Source organism: Blautia acetica (assembly GCF_038739805.1).
Taxonomy (GTDB): domain Bacteria; phylum Bacillota; class Clostridia; order Lachnospirales; family Lachnospiraceae; genus Blautia.
The window spans coordinates 1-20,790 of record NZ_JBBEWO010000004.1 but is presented as its reverse complement, the minus strand read 5'-3'; the positions used below and the strand labels follow the sequence as shown (position 1 = coordinate 20,790).

At 38.2% G+C, this 20,790-nt stretch carries 23 protein-coding genes, 3 tRNA genes and 1 rRNA gene; 3 read left to right on the top strand and 24 right to left on the bottom strand.

All coding sequences use genetic code 11. The features are described from left to right. Window positions 1-97 precede the first annotated feature (97 nt). The 10 genes from WBS51_RS03860 to WBS51_RS03815 form a co-directional block, all read right to left on the bottom strand. Window positions 98-940, bottom strand: coding sequence for a zinc dependent phospholipase C family protein (locus WBS51_RS03860; RefSeq protein WP_227190898.1), 843 nt, complete (start codon window positions 938-940; stop codon window positions 98-100). A 139-nt stretch (window positions 941-1,079) separates the two neighbouring features. Next, window positions 1,080-2,417: a sensor histidine kinase gene (locus tag WBS51_RS03855; protein ID WP_118064330.1), complete on the bottom strand. Its 1,338-nt coding sequence runs from the start codon at window positions 2,415-2,417 to the stop codon at window positions 1,080-1,082. Between the two features lies 1 nt (window position 2,418). Beyond that, window positions 2,419-3,129, bottom strand: a complete 711-nt coding sequence (locus WBS51_RS03850; protein WP_117942280.1) for a LytR/AlgR family response regulator transcription factor — start codon at window positions 3,127-3,129, stop codon at window positions 2,419-2,421. Then, on the bottom strand, window positions 3,107-3,469 hold the full coding sequence (locus WBS51_RS03845; protein WP_342694044.1) for a helix-turn-helix domain-containing protein: 363 nt from the start codon (window positions 3,467-3,469) through the stop codon (window positions 3,107-3,109). The genes WBS51_RS03850 and WBS51_RS03845 overlap by 23 nt, the downstream gene beginning before the upstream one ends. A gap of 112 nt (window positions 3,470-3,581) precedes the next feature. Beyond that, complete coding sequence (locus tag WBS51_RS03840; RefSeq protein WP_117942278.1) at window positions 3,582-4,637, bottom strand: radical SAM protein; 1,056 nt, start codon at window positions 4,635-4,637, stop codon at window positions 3,582-3,584. Between the two features lie 65 nt (window positions 4,638-4,702). Further along, the gene (locus WBS51_RS03835; RefSeq protein ID WP_117942277.1) at window positions 4,703-4,858 is read right to left on the bottom strand and encodes a pseudouridine synthase; all 156 of its coding nucleotides are present in this window, start codon (window positions 4,856-4,858) and stop codon (window positions 4,703-4,705) included. A 99-nt stretch (window positions 4,859-4,957) separates the two neighbouring features. Then, window positions 4,958-5,692 (bottom strand): LytR/AlgR family response regulator transcription factor, encoded by a 735-nt coding sequence (locus tag WBS51_RS03830; protein ID WP_117942276.1) that lies wholly within the window; start codon window positions 5,690-5,692, stop codon window positions 4,958-4,960. A 1-nt stretch (window position 5,693) separates the two neighbouring features. Beyond that, entirely contained in the window at window positions 5,694-5,876 is a 183-nt protein-coding gene (locus WBS51_RS03825) for a hypothetical protein (RefSeq protein ID WP_117942275.1), read from the bottom strand. 183 nt (window positions 5,877-6,059) lie between these two features. After that, window positions 6,060-6,248, bottom strand: a complete 189-nt coding sequence (locus tag WBS51_RS03820) for a helix-turn-helix domain-containing protein (protein WP_025579110.1) — start codon at window positions 6,246-6,248, stop codon at window positions 6,060-6,062. Next, a complete protein-coding gene (locus WBS51_RS03815) occupies window positions 6,245-6,691 on the bottom strand; it encodes a sigma-70 family RNA polymerase sigma factor (RefSeq protein ID WP_005342245.1) in 447 nt (148 codons plus the stop codon). Before WBS51_RS03815 ends, WBS51_RS03820 begins: the two co-directional genes overlap by 4 nt. A 407-nt stretch (window positions 6,692-7,098) precedes the next feature. Here WBS51_RS03815 and WBS51_RS03810 point away from each other — a divergent pair, with 407 nt between their 5' ends. Further along, complete coding sequence (locus WBS51_RS03810; RefSeq protein ID WP_005342243.1) at window positions 7,099-7,443, top strand: helix-turn-helix domain-containing protein; 345 nt, start codon at window positions 7,099-7,101, stop codon at window positions 7,441-7,443. A 134-nt stretch (window positions 7,444-7,577) separates the two neighbouring features. On the opposite strand, the gene WBS51_RS03805 is transcribed toward WBS51_RS03810, so the two are convergent. The 10 genes from WBS51_RS03805 to WBS51_RS03760 all read right to left on the bottom strand — a co-directional run bounded on the left by WBS51_RS03805 (window position 7,578) and on the right by WBS51_RS03760 (window position 17,431). Further along, window positions 7,578-7,952 (bottom strand): stage III sporulation protein AF, encoded by a 375-nt coding sequence (locus WBS51_RS03805; RefSeq protein ID WP_171026669.1) that lies wholly within the window; start codon window positions 7,950-7,952, stop codon window positions 7,578-7,580. A gap of 15 nt (window positions 7,953-7,967) precedes the next feature. Then, window positions 7,968-8,888, bottom strand: a complete 921-nt coding sequence (locus tag WBS51_RS03800; protein ID WP_055153598.1) for a ParM/StbA family protein — start codon at window positions 8,886-8,888, stop codon at window positions 7,968-7,970. A gap of 191 nt (window positions 8,889-9,079) precedes the next feature. After that, window positions 9,080-9,499: a hypothetical protein gene (locus tag WBS51_RS03795; protein WP_025579114.1), complete on the bottom strand. Its 420-nt coding sequence runs from the start codon at window positions 9,497-9,499 to the stop codon at window positions 9,080-9,082. Between the two features lie 3 nt (window positions 9,500-9,502). After that, window positions 9,503-10,291 (bottom strand): class B sortase, encoded by a 789-nt coding sequence (srtB, locus tag WBS51_RS03790; protein ID WP_227190900.1) that lies wholly within the window; start codon window positions 10,289-10,291, stop codon window positions 9,503-9,505. 46 nt (window positions 10,292-10,337) lie between these two features. Continuing rightward, the gene (locus tag WBS51_RS03785; protein WP_255647054.1) at window positions 10,338-11,519 is read right to left on the bottom strand and encodes a CHC2 zinc finger domain-containing protein; all 1,182 of its coding nucleotides are present in this window, start codon (window positions 11,517-11,519) and stop codon (window positions 10,338-10,340) included. 75 nt (window positions 11,520-11,594) lie between these two features. Continuing rightward, window positions 11,595-12,527, bottom strand: coding sequence for a hypothetical protein (locus WBS51_RS03780; protein WP_171026667.1), 933 nt, complete (start codon window positions 12,525-12,527; stop codon window positions 11,595-11,597). Between the two features lie 89 nt (window positions 12,528-12,616). After that, window positions 12,617-14,860, bottom strand: a complete 2,244-nt coding sequence (gene recD2 / locus WBS51_RS03775) for an SF1B family DNA helicase RecD2 (protein ID WP_117851338.1) — start codon at window positions 14,858-14,860, stop codon at window positions 12,617-12,619. Continuing rightward, window positions 14,838-15,239: a DUF7768 domain-containing protein gene (locus WBS51_RS03770; RefSeq protein ID WP_117576790.1), complete on the bottom strand. Its 402-nt coding sequence runs from the start codon at window positions 15,237-15,239 to the stop codon at window positions 14,838-14,840. The genes recD2 and WBS51_RS03770 overlap by 23 nt, the downstream gene beginning before the upstream one ends. Continuing rightward, window positions 15,239-16,276 carry a YqaJ viral recombinase family nuclease gene (locus WBS51_RS03765; RefSeq protein WP_117942268.1) on the bottom strand — a complete coding sequence of 346 codons (1,038 nt, stop codon included), beginning with the start codon at window positions 16,274-16,276 and terminating at the stop codon, window positions 15,239-15,241. Before WBS51_RS03765 ends, WBS51_RS03770 begins: the two co-directional genes overlap by 1 nt. 12 nt (window positions 16,277-16,288) lie before the next feature. Next, window positions 16,289-17,431, bottom strand: coding sequence for a transposase (locus tag WBS51_RS03760; RefSeq protein WP_117942267.1), 1,143 nt, complete (start codon window positions 17,429-17,431; stop codon window positions 16,289-16,291). Between the two features lie 734 nt (window positions 17,432-18,165). Here WBS51_RS03760 and WBS51_RS03755 point away from each other — a divergent pair. Beyond that, on the top strand, window positions 18,166-18,366 hold the full coding sequence (locus tag WBS51_RS03755; RefSeq protein ID WP_243148421.1) for a helix-turn-helix domain-containing protein: 201 nt from the start codon (window positions 18,166-18,168) through the stop codon (window positions 18,364-18,366). 98 nt (window positions 18,367-18,464) lie between these two features. Continuing rightward, window positions 18,465-19,679 (top strand): site-specific integrase, encoded by a 1,215-nt coding sequence (locus tag WBS51_RS03750; protein ID WP_059085258.1) that lies wholly within the window; start codon window positions 18,465-18,467, stop codon window positions 19,677-19,679. 345 nt (window positions 19,680-20,024) lie between these two features. On the opposite strand, the gene WBS51_RS03745 is transcribed toward WBS51_RS03750, so the two are convergent. The 4 genes from WBS51_RS03745 to WBS51_RS03730 all read right to left on the bottom strand — a co-directional run. After that, window positions 20,025-20,096: transfer RNA gene (locus WBS51_RS03745), tRNA-Cys, on the bottom strand. A gap of 36 nt (window positions 20,097-20,132) precedes the next feature. Then, window positions 20,133-20,205 (bottom strand) — tRNA-Asn (locus WBS51_RS03740). Between the two features lie 120 nt (window positions 20,206-20,325). Continuing rightward, window positions 20,326-20,397 (bottom strand) — tRNA-Glu (locus WBS51_RS03735). 171 nt (window positions 20,398-20,568) lie between these two features. After that, window positions 20,569-20,790 (bottom strand): 23S ribosomal RNA (locus WBS51_RS03730); the annotation flags it as partial.

Genomic DNA, 20,790 nt, shown 5'->3' with positions numbered 1-20,790 from the left:
ATTTCGCCATATATTTTGATTATTTTGCGTATTTTAGTGTCTAAATGGCATAAAAACAGGTCTTGATATTCTTAATACCAAGACCTGAAAAATCTTATTAATAGATTCCTACCTCTTTACCAAATTTATACATATATTGGGTTACCGTCTGTATGGCATGCTGAACAGATCGCCTGCCTGCACTATCATAGGTACTTTCATTTTGAGCATTCGCCGCAAGCCCTTTCGCATGCTTTGCTGCTGAATACATCAAGTCTCCCGTTGATGTATTTAATGCAGTTGTATATACGGAAGAATTAAACGAATTCCCTGCTATTGTGTAAGATTTACGGTTTTTATCTACATATTTTTCAAAAGCAGAATGATTGCTGTTTACTGCTGTTAGGTTCGATGCATGGTGTGGTTCATTTAAGTCTGACACATAATGTGTGCCTTTTCCTAAATTTGACATAGCCAATTGTACGTCCCCTGCACGATACGCATTTACTGCTTCCTGAAAATATGACTCTGCTCTTGTCCTAGCTGTCGGGGATGTTTGCCCCAACCAGTTTTTTCCAGAATCAGGATCATAAAAGTGTCCGGCAAAAGTTCCTGCATCCGTTTCATTTCCGAGTTTATCCGGCCAGTCAGTTGCTTCCATAAGAATAGATGAATTCAATTCGCCATTAAATGCACTATTGCCCTGATCATTACTCAGAATTTTAAGTGCATTTGCGACTATATACTGATGTGTGTGATCTACTCCACCGGACGAAAATCTTTCATCTGGATTTGCGCCATGCTCAATCGGAACCCCTTCTCCATAGAGGTCATCAGAACCATTTGCAATATCCTGCACTTTCGTTGGAAGTTCCGGCTGTTCCGCTGCCATAACTGGTATAGTTCCCAATAAGACCCCCACTGATACCATGGCAATAAATAGTTTCATTTTTTTTCGCATACTCATGCCTCCTCTTCTTTTTTTCTTTATTTTATATCCTACTTCAAGAAAAAACATAAAATTTGTTTAGTTTGTATTTTTTATGCCTTATCTGGACTAAAAAAATGGCACTTATTTTCCATAAGCACCATCTTTTCCACTATATTTCTATCGGAATAATCACAGAAACAGAAAACATATCATCTAAAACATTAAATGATACTTCTCCCCCATAATCCTTCACGACACTTTTAATATTTTTAACACCAAAACCGTGATTTTTCTTATCTTCTTTTGATGTTTCCATTGTTGTATTGTATCGCAAATAACATACTTGTGATTCTCTTAGGCTATTTTCGCATAAAATTGACAAGAAACCTTTTACTTTTTTAGCCTTTAGTTGTACCAAACACTCTACCGTAGGATTTTCTTCTTTCATTAACCGGCATTCTCTTAATGCATTATCTATTGTATTAGAAATTATGACGCATAAATCCTCGTTCCTTACCTGCTTAAACTCTGTAAAATCGACAAACGCCTTAAATTCAATTCCCTTTTCGATGGCCTCTAATCGTTTCGTATGAAGTAGATTATCAATAAATGTATTCCCTGATTTATAGTAGCTTTGATACTTATTTAGCTTACGCTCAATACCATTAATGTACTCTATTTTTTGATCTGGCTCTACATTTTCTTTCAAGCCTTCCAAATGGTTTTTTATATCATGAGAAAGTCTACGGATATTTTCCATATCTTTCGATTGCCTCATATAATAATCATACTGTAGACTCATCTCGCTTATTTGAAGTTTCTTTTCATTCTCGATTTTTTTTACATTTAAGTAGTTCTCCAAAATTACTATATTACAGACAGTTCCTAAAAGCATAACGATAGGTAATATTAATATCGTAATAACCGACCATACATTACCGATAATTACCTCTTTATCGTTATATAGGTTATCGATACATACCGCCATAACTATAATGTTAAGAAATAGCGGGATAAGAATTGTAATCACATTAATGCTTGATAGGAACGGTGGAATTCTTTCTATAATTCTTTTTAATGCCAAACTTCCGGCAATAATAACACCTTCCGCAATTACCATCATACCCACTTGGTAGATTCCTGGCAATTCAGCTAATATCCTATCTCCACTATATGGATACAGAAAAATGCAGCTTAATAATTGCCCTAATAACGAAATGGATAAGTAAATGCAACCTATCAAAATACAATACTTCATATTACGCTGAAATAAAAAATGTCCTATAAACATAGCAATTATCACTATGGTAATATAATTATAAGCAATATGTATGGATACTCCATTTTCCATTACTCGCACCAAAAATATACTTCCAATACACAAAACATAGGAATACCAATTTTTCTTTCTGTAACTTTGACTGTTTTTTCTATCAATTAACAAATATGTAATCAACAAAATATTAATTATTGAAAAAATATTCTTTATAATACTCTGTCCATACACACTACACACTTCCTCCCCGTTCTGCCATTTTTTTCATTAGGTTTTGTTTTCTGGATCGTGTAATATAAATCTTATCTCCGGAATAAAGCGTGACGGTAAGATCATGTAATGATTCAATACAGTCAACATTTACAATGATACCATTATGACAGCGTACAAAATAGTATTTTTCCAAACGTTCTTCCAAATCTCTCATTTTAAAATATCCATCTTCCTGATTCCCGTTTCTTAAATGAAATAACACTTTTCGTTTTACCGTTTCAATGTATTCTATATCCGAAAGAAATAATTTAAAGTATCCTTTCTCATTTTTTACTGCTATGTATTTTTGTTCGTATGAATCCAGTTTTCTTAACGCTCTGTTCATTTCACAATTGATCTGTACCTGTGTAATCGGTTTTGTGATAAAATTCTGCACATCATATTTATATCCTACCCCCAAAAATTCATTGTGGGATGACACAAAAAGGATAATTGATTTTTCATCATGTCTGCGGATGATATCTACCAGTTCCATACCATCCATCGCAGGCATCTCTATATCCAAAAAGAAAATTTGGAATTCTTCTTTTAAAGATTCCATTAACTGCAATGGCTTTGTATATTTTTTTATTACAAAATCCTTACCGTTCTTCTCCGCATAAATTTTCAGCATTTTTTCAACTGTATCTACAAAATATTTTTCATCATCACATATCGCTATTTTTATCACTTATATCACCTATCTGCTTCTTCAGCATATTTTCCATCTGTGCTTCATTTAGTCTTCTTCCCATCAATAATAAAGTAGTTTTGTTTATCTCGTCTAACTTCTGAAAAACATCCCATAATTCTTCAATTTGACTCTTACACAAATCACTATTATCTCCATGTACTAAAATATCTATGGGAGTGTTAAATATGCTTGCCAGTTTCACCAGTAAACTACAGGGAATATTTTCAATATCTGCCTTTTCGATTCTGCTGATTGTCTGTTGACTTGTACCTAGTTTTTCACTTAACTCCTTCTGAGAAATCCCCAGTTCCTTTCTCTTTCTCCTGATTATATTCATTTCCACCACCACACCAATAGAATAAAACACTCACCGCATATCACTTTAGATGTTAGTATTTATAATAAAAATAACGTATTTTTACCAATATTTCAAGTTTTATTTTTTAAAATTACAACTCTTTAGCATACGCCTCCCAAAGACTTTTCTTTTTCTGTTCAAAATAGCACATATCAGGATTATGTCCACCTATTGATCCACTATATGCCAAACTATTCATAATACAGTTTTTGCTTTGACACTCCCTATAGAGATTACATTTTGAACACATTGTACCTTCTTCCTCTAATTTCCTCAACCTTTTGATGCGATCCATAGACAATCCATTTTCAACATCGCCAATGCACCCACTAGATTCTAAATTTGCTGCACAACCAAAGATTCTTCCATCCACCTTCACATATATTTGAATGAGTCCCACACCGCAAAATCCTGATTTCCCGTTATTCTCTCCGTATTTCTTCAAATCTAAAACCAGTCCCCAAAGAAATGCTTTCCCTACTTTTTGTCTTTTTATATAATAACATAATACTTTTTCCCATTCATCTGCCAAAACATCCAATTGATCAGTTGTCCATCTATGCACAACATCAATGGAAGAGTCCACTATTTTAAAATTTAGATTTTCAACTAAATGACAAACGGAGTGAAAAGTTTCCCCATAATTATTCTGTGTAACAACATGTGCTGCTTGGATATACTGCTTTGTCTGATTCTCATATTCTTTGAAATACATACAGTTGTCAATAATATTCGCATAACTTCCACCCCCATCAACCCACTTCCGATTTCTATTATGGGTTTCCTCAGCCCCATCAATACTTACCTTTAAATGAATTTTATATCTAATCAGCCATGCTAAAATCTCATCGTTTAGAATAGTTCCATTTGTAGTAATAGAATATGTCACTAAAATGTTCCTTTTTAAAGCCTGTCCCTCTATATATTCCACCAACTGCTTTAAAAATGGAAAACTCAAGAGTGCCTCTCCACCCACAAAATCCACCCATAATCTTCGATCTCTATGCCTTTCTACGTTTAAAAAAGCAATTTCCAACCCTTTGTATGCTATCTGTTCTGACATCTTTTGGTTTGTCTTCCTTCCAAGATAACAATATGTACAGCGTAAATTGCATATTTGGTTTACTTCTAAAGTGATTGTGTACATCCTTTTCCTCCAAAAAAGAAACCGCACAGGCTATCATATCAGGATAGGCTATACGGTTCTTTGTCTTATTTAGCTTCATTAATGTATGCCCCTGGAAATGGCCATGGGCAATCAGTTAAACATCGTTGTGTCCTTTCAGAACATCCGGTATAACTTTCTATTTCTTCTTCTGTTAAATCCAGTTCTTTCAAGAACTCTTCTGTTGCTTCATTATTCACCATGTTTTTTCTCCTTTCTGTTTAGTATATGAAAACTATAATCCCTTTTTTTCCATACAACAATATTCTTTGTATAAATCAACATATTTTTGACATAGATTTTCAGTTTTCCCATTTTCCCACATATCTAGCTAACGCTCTCATGAACTCTTCCTTCTTATATTTACTTACTGGAATAGTCTTTAACTTCTGAGCTTTATCTTTGATTAACACACTATCTTGCTTAACCCCTTCAACATAGTCAAAATTGACCATATAACTATTATGACAGCGATAAAATTGCTTTGTGCTTAACCGCTTCTCTAGTTCATTCATTCTTTGACTACTTTGCACATCTCCATGAATTGTATGTAAAATCAATAGCTTGTTTTCTGTTTGTATATAGATTATATCGGAAAGCTGTAGCGTAATCAATCCATCGTGGCATTTCAAAAATAACTTTTCCTCTGCATTCAATAATTTCTTTTTATATATTTTGTTTAAGATATTCTCAACTTTTCTATACAGTAAAGGTTTTGATAAAAAATCTTCTGCCGCAACTTCAAAGCCTTTCCCTGCATTAGTGATTGTATAATAAGAAGTACAAAAAACGATTGAAACATCAGGATCACTCTTCCGAATCTCCTCTGCTGTTTCAAATCCATCCATTTCAGGCATAGACACATCCAAAAATATAACATCAAATTTTCGTTTCTGATAATTCAATAATAACTGACTGCCACTTCCATACGAAGTAATTTTGACTTCTACATGATTTTCATTTCCATATTTTTCGATATAACTCTCCATTTTTTTATTATAGTCAATAATATCATCACATAATGCTACTTTAATCAACTTATTCCCTGCCTTTCTCGTGTGCTAATAATCGCTGAATCAAAATATTGATGGTTAATTTATTTTCTTCACACAAATTTCTATATTGTTTTAATAATCTCCATTCTTCCTCTGTTATTTTTCCTATTTGTTCCGTACCATTTTCTTTGCAAACTATTCCGCATTCTTTTTGCTTCATCTCCATCGAAATGCCCTCCTTATTTTTTATTATATTAGGGGATTCTTGTTTATTCCGTCTAGTATTCTTGTTTCGATTGCGTTTTTTATTGCCTAATTGGTAACCATAATTATGTAATCCATTTACTAAAAATGGTAGAATATGCTAAAGAAGCGTAACGATTATAACGCTACGCTTCTCCCTATAAAACTATTCTACATCTCTAAAATACCGTATGCACTTCAGCAATTCTGCTGTCAATTCCTGATACAAATCTTCATCAAAGATCCCTTCTACCAAAGCATTTTTAATTAAAAGTGGCCGATACATTTCAAATATTTCCAGAATAGCATCTTCATCCCCTTGCCTTGCCCGGTATAACAATTCTTTAAAATTCATGATCTCTTTCCTCCCATTCTCTTGCGTATTTTCCGGATAGCCCAATAATATGCACCTTTACACCGTTCTTCAGGCATCTGATTCAAGATGCTCATTTCTTTAAATGTACGTTCCTCAAAGACATGCTGATAGATAAGCTTTCGTTCTTCCTCCTGCAAAGAAAACATGGCTTCCATAAGGTTTATGTCCGTCATCTCATTCCACTCTGGATAAATCCCCTTGGATTCATCCAGAAGTAACTGTTCCTTTTTCTCAAGTTCTAACCGTTCCTCCAAAGAAATGTCTATATCTGTGATTTCTTTATCCTCCAGATTCTCCTCCGCAAATAATATTTTCTGCTGCTTTTCCAGATACCGGAGCCTTCTCCCCTGGATAGATGCCAACAAATATGCCGTAAAATAGTTTCTTGTTTTAGAACCACTGTATTTTTTCTCTTCTTTCATCCTTTACCTCCGAAATTTGAAAATGAATTAGTTTCCAAATTTCTAAAGGCGGCGATCTGCAGCCAGGATAAAAAGATAGTTTCCTTCCATGATAAAAGAAAAAGCCGAACCAGTATTCAACTAATCCGACATTTCTTCTAAACCATGCAGGATACTGCACGGAATATCTAACACTTAACGCATATCCTGCATATAAATGGCTCTCTTCGTTTCCCCATAATAGAAGAATTTTTTTGATGAATCGCTACACGAATGCCTTTTCCTTGCTTGCAGCATGGGTGCTTTCCTCCTTTTACAGGTTCTAAAGCACCGCTTACTCACACTATATTGCGTTTTATCATGTGCTATAATGCGTTTCTCTTACTATCAATCTACGTTAAAATAAAACAATAAGTGAGGTGATGCGGATGCGGATGGATACCGTCAAGAAAAAATTAGGCTACACGGTAAGAAGCGAAAGAGAACGGCTTGGCCTGTCACAGTCCAGTCTGGCAGAACGGGCAGGAGTTTCCACACGAACAATCTCTGATATTGAAACCTGCAATGGAAATCCAGAACTTGCTACTTTGATTCCTCTTACCCAGTATTTGAGAATTTCTATTGATTCCGTTGTTCAGGAAGATGAAGCAGATACTACCACATATCAAATCATGAAAGAGCTGCAAACCTGTTCCGAAGATGATCGCCAGATTGCCCTTCGTACATTGCGTGAACTTCTTTCTGCATTAAAAGAAAAAGAGCATTCCGATTAACTTTTTCTAACAATATCTAACCTATGAGTATATGGATAGAATCTGTGAAAAACCTTTGTCCAATCTGTGCGTTTCCTGTGGACGATAAAAAATAAACAAAAAAAGAAGCATCTCATCGAGTGCTTCTTTTTTGTTTATGATCGATTACGGAATATGCTCATAGCATCTCTTACACTTTTTGCTACTTCCGGAGTAATGGTTTCAAGTGATTCCTGCTGCACAGCCATTACACTATTTGAATTACGATTCGGCTCCTCTGGCTTTATGGAATGCAGGTGCATTGCTTTTGCTACTTCTTGCTTTACCATCTCCTGCATTAGAACCTGAAGAGCTTCATTGCTTAAAACAGCCCCTTCCTCTTGTCGGACATCATCTATGTAAGATACCAATGCTGAAGCGATTAAATCTGCCTTATCCTTTACAGAGTTTAGGATTTCTGTTGCCCTCACATGTGAAGGCTTTGTTTTATCAAATCCAAGTGTGAATTTATAGGGATTCTTTTTCTCCACATTTATCACACTCCTCTACATAATCTGAAACAGTCTGTCATATCCTTTGGCATTGGCAGAAATATCCTCAATAAAGGTATATTTCCCCAGACGGTCCGATTGTTCCAGAAAATGGCTCAATAGCTTTGCACCGCCTCCAATAAATACCGTATATGCTGCTTTGGTATCTATGCCTCTTTCTCGAATACTGTTCAGCAGATCTTTTACAAAATCCTGCACCATACCTTCTGTCATACGGACTACAGCCTCTTCATAAAACTCTGTGTTTCCCTGAAGGATACTGTCAATATCACTTTCCTCTAACAAAATATCATATTCACTGTTAATCCCGGAAATAATCTTGTTATACATGGTAATCACGCCTTTTTCCATGGAATCACAGGCTTCCATATCTGGATTACCTTTCCGCATCAGCAGATAGTCAGTAGTAAATCCTCCTATATCAATTCCTACTACTTTGGGAATCTGCTGCAGCTTTTCAATCATAGTCATCATAGCCGCATAGTCCTGTGGAAATGCCATTACCTCTCCAATGGTGATATGATATGTCCTACCACAGTAATTGATATCATGGATTTTCCCTTGTCTTTTAAAATATGCTTCATACCGTTCACAAAGTTCTGCATAATGCTTGGGTGGCAGCCCAATCGGAAGATCCACCTGAATGACATCCTCTGGCTGAATTTGAGGGTTTTCCTCCAGCTCTTTTACGATTGCAAATAGAGTAAGGATAAAAAACCGATCATCATGCGTTTTATCTCTTTGATAAGGAATCCTATTTTCACTCAGCACATAATACTTTCCCTCATAGAACAGGAACTTTTCCCCTCTGGCAGGCTTTTTATCCTGAATGGTAAGCCCTGTCGTAAATACCCGGGAACAGGTTTTCATATTTCTATTGCCATGGTCTACCGCAATCCGAACTTTTTTTATCATAAAATCATCTCTCCTTTTTTTCTTTATACTTCTCTTGTACGCAGAGCTTCCGTACAAAGCAACTTTTTTTCAAAAAAATATCCTGTCTGCAGCATTTTGCTACAGACAGATGCTTTCTTCCTATATAATAATTTTTAACATTTATCTTTAAACCACCATATATTTCCAGTCCTCATTCGAATTATTTCTCTTTATAAAAAATTAATCTGTTCTGCCTTTTGAGGCAAAATCTTTTTAAACAGTTCCATATAGCGTTCGTATCCGGCTGAAATCACTGGACCACGAAGTGATGTTTCTGACCAAAGTAGCAGTTCTTCTTCCTCAGAATAATACGGAATATTACTAACTGTAAATTTCCCGCCAAAATAATGGGGTGTACTGACTTTCAAAAAATCCTGCATATCCTGCTTTGTCGATACCAGTGGCAAACCTTTCATTTTTCGCACAAAAAAAGCCTCTACCACATCGGGTAAGAAGCCTTTCTTTAAATAAGCATTTGCTCTGCCAAATATTTGGGTTAAACACTCCAGCCGTACTTCTCTTTCTTTTTCGCTGCAAGTTGTATCCAGCACAACCTCTGCCAATGCCTTTGCATACTCAAAATCTAACATCTGTTATTCCTCCATTTTTATTTTCTGTTTCAGTTTTCCATGTACTAAATAGCGATAATCCTTTCGGGTATTTACACAAGTTGATAAGGTCACTACCTGATCCTCCTTGGTAACTGTCATCCCTGTGTTATACTCAGCACTTCTTTGTAGTGTTTCCAGAAAAACTTCATAGTCCTCAGAAGTAGGAAAATCATAAGTATATGCTGGATGATCCGTCGGTGCTGCATAACAGGAAAAAATCTGATACTCATAAATATATCCTGGCACATACATATAAAAATAGGGATAGTTTCGATAAAGTGCCTGTGACTGATACTGATTCAGGGTTCCAAACATGCTCCCATCCTTCATATTATGCCCATAGATAATGGTATTTCTGTCTGATAAATCCTCCTGGTTTTGAAAGTCCATAAAAATACTGCCACTTTTATGATTTTCTCTCGTAATCAGGTGATGCAGATAATAGTCATTATCCCTCCCCTGGACTACCGGATAACTAATTTCCAAACCAGGAATCTCAATCCATGCAATGACATCTGGATTGATTTCTTCCAGCTTGTTAAAATCCACCTGTAGGAATCCCTGCTCTGCAACCTCCTCTGGTGTTTCCCCTGGAACCGCTTCTGGTGACAGGTCTTGATCCTCTATCTTTTGTGTAAACCCTTCCATCTGCTCATAGACTTTTTGACTTTCCTGATAATTCAAATAAATTTGCAGTATCCTTTCTCCTGCAAATAAAAAAACAGCAATGGCTACAAGCATAAATATACCGTAAATTTTCTTTCGTTTCATCGAATCCTCCTCTTCCATAAGACCGGACAGCTTGCCCGGTCCATATTTACCCCGTATTTTTCAATACATAGTAATAATCATCAATTCCTTTGATCTGCCCATTCCACTCACCATAAGAATCCATGTCCCAAACCATACGGCTCATGGAAATAGACAATCCACTACAGATTTCATACACCTTTCTACAAGCGTTCTGTAGAATCTGCCGTTTCTGCATCTTATGCGGACAATAAAAAGTGGCTGGTTTACGTTGACAAGCATCACATTTCTCAGAATCCCCATCACAATATACCTTCATTTTTTTATCCATATCATAAGCTTCATATAGGTGCTGCAGATGCCTGCTTTTCAGCGTTTCCAAAACTGGCTTTAAATTTCTGTACTGATTGATACCAGCAACGCAAATGAACGTATCTCCAGATAAATAGTGGGCTATCGTACCTTTTAATGCACCTTCTGTTAAATAGATCTGTTCTGCGTCCAGACTTCCTATGACATGTACCGGACTCCCTGATGATACTCCATTTTGGAATTTCACACTGGAAAGCCAGATATACTTCCGTCCCTCCATTACCTGATCCAACCGTATCTGAAATCCTTGTATTTTTCCTTCCATAGACCGAATCGGTATCAAAATCCCAGAATTTTTAGAAGTAAAATTAACTGTCCATTTCCCATCTTGATCTTCATAAAATCCCGGCACACCTTTTACCGTCTGTCCAGATTCCAACAGTTTTTGTACCATATTTTTAATTCCAAACAATGGTACACTACGATACCTCTGTATCTCGATCTGTTCTTTCGTCAGCCCTCTTTTTTTAAGATCTTCCTGATGTTTATCATTTAAGGTCAATAACGACAACATTTCTTGATATGTTCGGTCAATGACATCCGCATCCGCTAACTCGGCATTAAAAATTTCTACAGGCTCTTCTTTATGAACCACCTGATAATCCGTCCGGTATTCCCCCTTTCCCAGAGCTTCCCGGATCTGTCGGTTTGCCTCTGCACTGGAAACACCATGCAGTCTTCCGTATAATTCCAGCATTCCGCCGGAAGCATCACACCGATTACACCGGAACACATTTTTCTGAAGATTAACATTCATTTTCCCTTTTGTTTCTCCACAAAATGGACAATTCACATCCATTGACGAAGAATTTTTATGCCGTACTCTAAGTTGCAGTAAATGCACGACATCTGTGATATCGTAGCTAAAGCCTGACATATCATACACTCTATGGTTCCTCCTTTCTTCCACAGCCTTTATTGGCTGTGGAAAGAATGTTAAGCCGGCTATTTGCTATACCTTTGCAAGAATTACTTTGGCTGCCGCCGGTATGAAATGGTTCTGTCCATGATACTGTTCTGCGAACCATTGCAAGCTGGAAGGACTTTCTATTGCAACCTGTCCCATGGTCTTTCCACTAAATTTTCCCTGTCCTGTTACGGCTACTTGTATTGCCTGCTCATAACTCATCCTTTTCACCAGTTCTTCCACTGGCATATTGGGATCCAGAAATTGCGGCTTAGAAGGCATCTGCTGCATAACTGGTACAGATCCAGTTGCCGGACTCATTACCGGATTTGTCATCTGTCCTGTACCCGTTACCCCGCCAATCGTATTTCGATTGGCTTGTGCTTCTTGATAAAACTGTTCCATCATCTGCTGCCCCGGAGTTGCTTGAGGCGGAAATGATGGCATGGTTCCTGCTGACTGATTGGGAGTCTGCTGCATTCCTGGTGCAGGGGTTTGTGCTGGCATCGCAGTCTGCATCTGTGTTCCCTGATTTACAGGAATTCCTGCATCTACCTGCATTGGATCATTTCCTTCCCCTACATCAGCAAATTGCAGGCCATACCCCGCATCTGCCAAAGCTCGCCCAATTGCCGCTGTTTCTGCCATTTCAAGAAATTTATCCCCAAACTGTGTATCTGCTGTACGAAACTTCTGTGAAAAGGAATTTGCAATATAATTATCTTCCTGATCACACTTATCCAGATAAATTCTGGCTTCTACGACTGCCATATTTTCGGTAAAGTGAACAATCCGGCTGATAATCTTACCTGTGGGATTTACCAGACGGAACCACAGCTTCCGATATTTCACATCCAGATACCGTTGTTCCTCCTGCCCTTCATTAGAAATAACTCTGGCAAGTTCCAGAGGATAAAATCCTTCCACTTTATTCAGTTCTTCTACTGCTTTTGACTTGTTATATAATAATTCGCTCATTGCCTGCTCCTTTCTTTGGAACCGGCAGGACATCCCTTCATAAAGTAATAACCTGCCAATTCTCAACATTGAACTATTTTGCTATTTTTTTACACAGCCCGGTTGCAAATTGTTGCAGGGATCCGTCTGTTTTCCTGTCTCTGATACCGTTCACAATACTGTTGTATTTTTACTGCCAGCATCGTCTTTCTGGTTCCCGTATCATCTGTGTGGATTGCCTGACAAACGGCTTTCCATTCCCCAACAATATAAACACGCTGTTTTGCCCTGGTGATTCCCGTATAAAAGATGTTCCGCTTCAGCATGGGATAAAAAGCTTTTAACCACGGAATGATGACCACCTGGCACTCGCTTCCTTGGCTTTTGTGTATGGTTATGGCGTTTGCATGTTCAATCATTTCCACCTGCTCTGCCTCATACTTCACCCTGCGGCCATCTGTAAATACGATTTGAACCAGAGGGTTATTGTCCTCATCTTCAGCAATCTGTACCAATGTACCCAAATCTCCGTTACTGGCAAATTCTGTATTCTTGTTTTGAAGGATTCTGTCACCTTCCCGAAATATCTCACCGCCAAGATGAAGCTCCCTTTTTCCGGATACAGGGGGATTTACCTCGTCCTGCAGACTGCGGTTCAGTTCCAAGACACCGGCTGCACTTCTCACTTTATATGGAGAGAGTATCTGTACTTGCTCCATACCATACATCTGAATTTCCTTGAGATAGATATTTTTAACAATTTGTGCCGCCGCATCTGCTCCTGAACATTCGACCATCTGGAAATCATCCCCCCATTGCAGGTTTGTCTTTCCTTCATTGATAAGTTGAGCATTTATGGGGATGTTGCTGTCCTTCCCCTGGCGATATACCAGATTTAAAACAGTAACCGGTATTTTCCCGCACAAGATAAGCTGCCGGAACACATCTCCTGCTCCTACAGAAGGAAGCTGGTGGACATCTCCTATCAAAAGCACTCTGGCTCCTGCTTTTACCTTGTAAAAAAATTCATAGGCAAGGTGCATATCTACCATAGATACCTCATCCACATTAATAAAATCTGCGGACAATTCATCTATAAGTGCTTCATAATCACCATCACCAAAAAGCCCCAATGCCATGTGCATCGTAGTTGCCTCTCCACTTCCGGTACTCTCTGCCATTCGCCTTGCGGCACGTCCAGTCGGTGCCATCAGTTTTACTTCATTCCCGCATTTTTTCTGATAGATATACAAGATGATCTTCAAAACCGTTGTTTTTCCGGTTCCAGGTCCTCCAGTAATAATGCTGATCGGGTTTGCAAAAACCATACGTACTGCTTCTTTCTGCTGTTCGGATAATGTTATGTTTAAATCCTCCTGTGCTTCCTCCAGTTCCTTTTCAATCGTAAGAACTGGAATTCGCTCATGCAATTTTCTTGCAATCATAGAGGCTGTATCCTCTTCTTCCTGATGCTGTTGGGTAATGTAAACCCTATTCTCTTCTACCACGATACTGTCCTGCATGACCAGACGATATAACACTTTTAAAATCTCTGTTTCCGTCACCGGCTGAAGATTCAGTTCTTTATTCAGAACCTTCAATGCATCTTTTACCAAAATTTCCTGCTCCAGATATAAATGTCCGTTCTGCTTCATGGCTTCCCGCAGCACATAGCTGACGCATCCGGAAATACGCATAGGATCATTTGTTGCAGCACAGCACTGCCTTGCAATGGCATCCACAGTGAGAAAACCAAACCCTTTGACTGAGCAAAGTATATAAGGCTGCTTCCGAATGATTTCTACGGATTGATCCCGAAACTTCTGAAGAATCATATTTGCTTTTTTAGGCGTAACATGAAACGGTGATAAAAAAGTCATCAATTCCCGGAATACTTTGTTTTTTCCAAAAGAATCCACAATACGGTCCAGTTTTTTCTGAGATATCCCCTGAATCTTTAATAATTCCTGTGGATACTTTTCCATTACCTCCAAGGTATCCAGACCAAAACGATTGACAATCCGTTCTGCCGTTTTGGGACCAATTCCTTTTAAAGAACCACAAGAAAGGTATCCTAAGATACCTTCCCTTGTTCTAGGTACAACTTCCAAAAAAGTTTCTACCTTGTATTGTGTTCCATGGGAATTTGTCTCCCACTCGCCTTCCATCTCTATTTCGATTTCATCCGTAAGAGGCAGGTCATATCCTTTTGCAGTAAACGCAATGATTTTTTTGTCTGCCCAAAATTTATCTCTGGCAGAAAGAGGAACCTCATGATCCAGCGTGGAAAATAACGCAACCGTATATCCGTTTTCCTCATTTTGAAAAATCTTACGTATATATTTGCACCTCATCGTCTATGCTCCTCCAGTTCTCTACTTTCATCAATTCGCCTGATTTCATCTTGGAATCATACCAATAAACGTCTTTTCCTTTTTCAAATGCTGTCTGAATCTCTCTTCTCATTCCCTCGCTGATGCAGGAACCACAAATTATTAATACTTCACATAAATCCAGCATCAAAGCTCCAATCTGCATTGCAGTCTCACGCTCTTCTGGGATACGGTCATCCAACATTAACGGAAGATGTGCATGTGAAGCAAAAGTACGGCAATGATACAGCCTTTTCATCTGCATGAGATAGTATTTTGCCAGTTCCATATTATGCTGCATTCCCTCTGGATTCGGGGCAGACAGCGGAGAACAAATATATGCCTTTTTTCCTTGTAACATTATGCAACCTCCTTTTTAATCCGGAAAATCCTGCTTTCTGTAGTGCTTGTGTATTCTTCGTAGATATCCGGATGCTGATTTTTCAGTTTCTCCATATTTTCTTTTCCAATCTGGGTGCGTATCGTAGGATTATAAGTAATCCGGTAACGGAAACTCCCATCCTCGATCACTGCCTTACACCCTTGTCCAAGAAGCTCGACAAACGGTACGCTCAATGCACGTTGTTCCGCTTCAATCTCCTTTTTTCTCTTTTCCAATTGGGATTTTTCTTCAGATAATTTGAGATATTTTTCAAGACTGCGTGATTCCAAGCTAGATATGCTGATTTCAGGAATTGATTTGTCTGCGTAACCATTATATTTCCGGATACTAGCCAAAATGAGATCTGGCTTTCCGGAATACGGTGGTTCTATTTTCTTCTCCACATATTCCTCCCAGAAGTATTTCTCCTGGTCAATGAGTTCTTCTTCCTCCATTCTATCCCGTTCCAGACACCGATAAACAAATTCATTTTCATTGTTTCCATAAAGGCAGGCAATATATGCCTTATTCATATTCATGACTGCAAGATAATGACGAACCTGCAAAACATAGTTTTCAGGAATCCCATCATCTGCCCATTTGTCTTTTGCATTGTAATTACAGGTTTTACATTCCAAAATCCCAATGCTGCCATCTGGAAAACGGATAAAGTAATCCACATCCGCTAACATAAACGGATATAGCGGATGCCGGAACATTTTTCGTACAGGGAAAACTTCAAGTCCAGTCTTCTTGGCAAAAATCATGGCAACCAGATCTTCCAGTCGGTGTCCCACTTCTTTTGCTACCCAGTTTTCTTCCTCTTCTTCAATCACTGGCGTAATACCAATTTTATCGAAATACAAATCCCTGATTGTCGCAAATGGGGATACGCCCATGATTGCCGCTGCATCGCTTCCGCCAATACCAAGACGTCGATAATTCAGCCAATCTTCCCGGCTCAAATCTGCTGTATCTACCAGAACTTCCGGCTGATAATTTAATACTGTATTCATCTCATGTCCTCCTTATAATTTAATCGTTCCGTATACATCAAACGCTTTCCAGTCAAAAACCAGTGTTTTTGCAAGATCTTCTTCCAATTTTAAAATCCGTGGTGCAGAAAATCCTTCACAAGCAGCAAAGAAAGCAGCTTCGTGCATGGCAAAATAAAGATCATGAGCTGTACATGGCTCTTCCCCATATTGTCCCACAAAAAGATCTACCACTTCATTTCGGATTTTCTGATTGATTTTGAGTTCCTTCATAATCAGATGCAGACAGTTTACAGGATTTTGGATTTCTATATCCATCAAACCAACAATTCCTTTAACTGCTTCCTGATAACGGGAGAAAATTTTGTCCAGATTCTTCCGGAAATCCTGTAAGGCTGCCCCTCTATCATGTGACAGTTTAATAGGACTGCCCAGGTTAATGACACGGTTACTGGTTTGAGACAGCATCATGGGATACAGATTCACACCACTTACTGCTACATCAGAAGTAGTCAAGCGCAGTGCAGGAGCAAGGCTCTTATCCTCAATTCCATGATCCTCCAAAGCCTGGTGATAAGTATCCAAAAGTTCCTGATTTCCTCCTAAAGTCCATATAGCGGACACAATGGAATGGTCAAAACTTCCAGATCCCTCCAGATACGTACTTCCCTTAAAATGTGCTTTCAGATAATCACTTGTCATATTGAAGATTGTCTGCATATCCAGTACACAGTAATCATGATCATCACCGCCATGTACTGCAGATACTTTTCCATCTGCCACCTTGATTAAGGCATCTCCTTTCGCTACCTGAAGACAGTAGTTTACTACCTTTGCATAAGTAGCTTTCTCCAGTTTCTTTAATCCTGTTCCATTAATGCCGGCTCTTTTCAGAATTGTATGGATAGCACAGTCACGAACCGGATAAAAATCCTTGTTCACTTTTAATACCAACTGGGTATTCTTTTCTGTATCCTCTACTATTCCTTCCAGTTCTTTTTCACAGGCTTCTTCAATGGTTTCTGCCTCCTTTTCCAATGGAACCAGTTTTAGCATCCTGGTAGGCTTACGAATCCACTTGGACTGCTTTGCCCTCTCAGCCAGAAATTCCAGCATCTCCGTTGTACTTGCAAATGTAGTGCAAAACTCATCTGCATAAATCTTTGTTTCTTTCATGTGTGTACCACCTTTCTTAAATTTATTTATCCATAAACAGCCAAAGCTGATTGTGGCAATCCTGCCTTTCATTAGGGCATAAAAAAAGAATGAAAAGAGAAGTATTCCTTCGCTATCCATTCTCATATCCCTGATAATATTACCGAAAAAACAAAAGTGCCGCTATTGCCCCATAAGGACAGATAGTGACACTTTATACAATCATAAACAACTTATGCGGAATAAGCAGCCTTACTGCTCTCCTTGAGTCTTAGGATTTATACAAATCCAAAACTCCCCCTATGGGTGCGCATAAAATTAACTATAGCAGTATAGTAGCACATGATATAGTATATGTCAATCTTCATGCACAATATATTGTATGTTCTTAAATACTCTGCTTTGCATATATGACTTCAATTAAAATATTGAAATATCACGTATCCCACCTCTCTTTTTTCAAGTTTATAGAAAAATTTTTTATAAAAAGTACATAATCTGTTCAATCTGAAAAAATCTCAGTTAATTACTTAATGAAATTGTTAAGACAAAACCAAGTCTTACGCTATTGTACCTTGATAATTTTATACCTTATCAGGAAATGTATATAGGTGCTGCAGATAGTGTCGCATAAATGCACGCCTGCAGCTTGATGATTACATAGTAACACCTCATACGTGCATGAAACATGGCATAGGAAACGGTTTCCTGATATGTCTACTCTTTCATTAATCTAATTTATAGAGGTGATTATATTGAGTGAAACAGACAATCTCTTTAAAGCATACTCCGTTCAGGAGATAGCATCCATGCTCGGCATTGGAAAAACAAAAACCAGGGAACTTCTTGACAGTGGAATTCTTCCCGTTACAAAAGTTGGGCGGCAATATTTTACTTCACCAGCTTCTATTCAGGAGTTTCTCAAGAAAAACATAGGAAAGCAAATATTCTTTTAGGCCCTTTAGAAAGTTATTGTCAATCAGGCTTGGCTATATTAAAATAGACCTTATACCTGATTTGGCATGAATATCTCATTAAAGAAAGGGAACTATTCATGGCGAGAACAACGAAAGGTACACAACAAAAAAGAAGATCCAAAGGGGATGGATCACTATTTCCAAATAAGAGAGGAGGTTGGACTGCCCGATATAGAAAAAAAGGGCTACCGGACAAGGAGTTTAATGCTCCTACCAAAGGAGAAGCGAAAGCATTATTAGATGACTGGAAGATAAAAGTCGCAATACAAGACGCAATTACTTCAAACATCAAAGTACAGGACTATGCGAACAAATACTTATTCCGCAAAAGTCTCATGGTTGAAGCTGGCAAATTCAAACAAACCAGCCTGGATCGATTAGAAAAAACATACGAAAATCATTTAAAAGATACGGATGCTTTTAGCAAAACATTTTCTAATCTGACTGCTGATGATATTACAGCAACGATTAATGCTAAAAAGGAAATCCTGAGTTATTCATCATTAAAGAAAATTTACTTATTTTGGTCTGCAATGATTAAAACAGCAATTTCTCTCGGCGAACTGCCAAAAAACTTTTCTGATATTTTAAATCGGGTGATAATGCCGGAAGAATCCGTTCTTCCTGTAGAAACAAAGGAAATCTCAATCATCCCACCAGAACATGAGCAGATCATAAAAGAAATTGCAATGGAACCCAGTCCAAATAAAAATGAACGCTATTTGTATAGATATGGTCCTGCCATTGTATTCCTTTTAAACACAGGTTTACGTGGTGGTGAATTGCTTGCATTAGGTCAATCTTCTATCGTGCCCTTTTTAGGACGGCGTGGCATTAAAATCACACATACGCTTAGCAGGGTTAAAAACAGAGAGGCCGGTTCCAAAAAAAAGACTAAAATGATTTTGACTCCTCCAAAATACCCAAATAGTTTACGGACTATTCCATTAAACAAGGAAGCTGAATTTTCACTATCATGTATGATGGAGCTATACGATAAAAATCGGGTTTTTCCAGATTTGATATTATCTACGCAAAATGGTGTCAGCCCTACAATCCAAAATTTAGCCAATACGCTAAAGAAAATTTGTAAGCGTGCTGAGATTCCAGAATATAATCTTCATGCACTACGGCACACTTTTGCAACAAATCTGATCCGGCAGACTCACAATATGGGAGAAATAAAGGAAGCTGCTGAAATCATTGGCGATAACTATGAGGTCATCATGCGTACTTATGTTCATACAGACAGTGAACGTAAGGTAAGTTTAATTGATGCTATGATTGCATAAATCTTCCGCTTAACAGAGGAAATAGTTGTCTACAGTATGATGGCACAGGCTGTAACAACCAAAATTCTGCCACCTTATCGTCCACCTTACGAAACGATTTTACTTGATTTTATAAGGTTTTTAACGGTTTTTGGCGGACATATCTATAAATATTAAAGCATGAAAATTTGTATTTTAGAATTAATTTTTTAAAAAAGGGAATTGGATTATGGAAAAATGGACTTGTAGAAAAAATTGTGAACTTTTTCTTTCCTATAATTTTGCCACCTTATTTTTTTAGACAGAATTATAGGATTTTGAAAAAAGAAAAAGCCTCGAAAACCTTGATTTTCTGGGCTTTTTAAGAGGCGCAGACCGGATTTGAACCGGTGAATACTGGTGTTGCAGACCATTGCCTTACCACTTGGCTACTGCGCCGTATTTAGTTATTTTGCACAATTATTGGGTTTGTAGCTCCCCCTGTTGGACTCGAACCAACGACACTGCGGTTAACAGCCGCATGCTCTACCGACTGAGCTAAGGAGGAATATTTATCTTATTCGGCTCCCTAGTGTGTGGTGTTGCAGACCTTTGCCTTACCACTTGGCTATGGCGCCATATACTATATTATACTTACATATTTATAAAATATGCAAGTATTTTTAAATGACTCCTACGGGAATCGAACCCGTGTTACCGCCGTGAAAGGGCGATGTCTTAACCGCTTGACCAAGGAGCCAAATGTTATCTACACTATACCTTCAAAACCGCATACACAAAACCAAACCAATTCCAACTTACCGTTTCGCTTAGCTTCGACACCGTCCGCTTAGCAACCGGTCACTCCTAAATGCTCCGCATTTACTCGTGTCCTTTGCTTCGCAAATGACTTCGCCTCTTTCTAAGCTATTAGGTCAAGCCCTCGACCGATTAGTAGCAGTCAGCTCCATACATTGCTGCACTTCCACCTCTGCCCTATCTACCTCGTCGTCTTCAAGGGGTCTTACTTCTTTCGAATGGGATATCTCATCTTGAGGGGGGCTTCACGCTTAGATGCCTTCAGCGTTTATCCCTGCCGGGCTTGGCTACTCTGCCATGGCTTTGGCAAACCAACAGATACACCAGCGGCCCG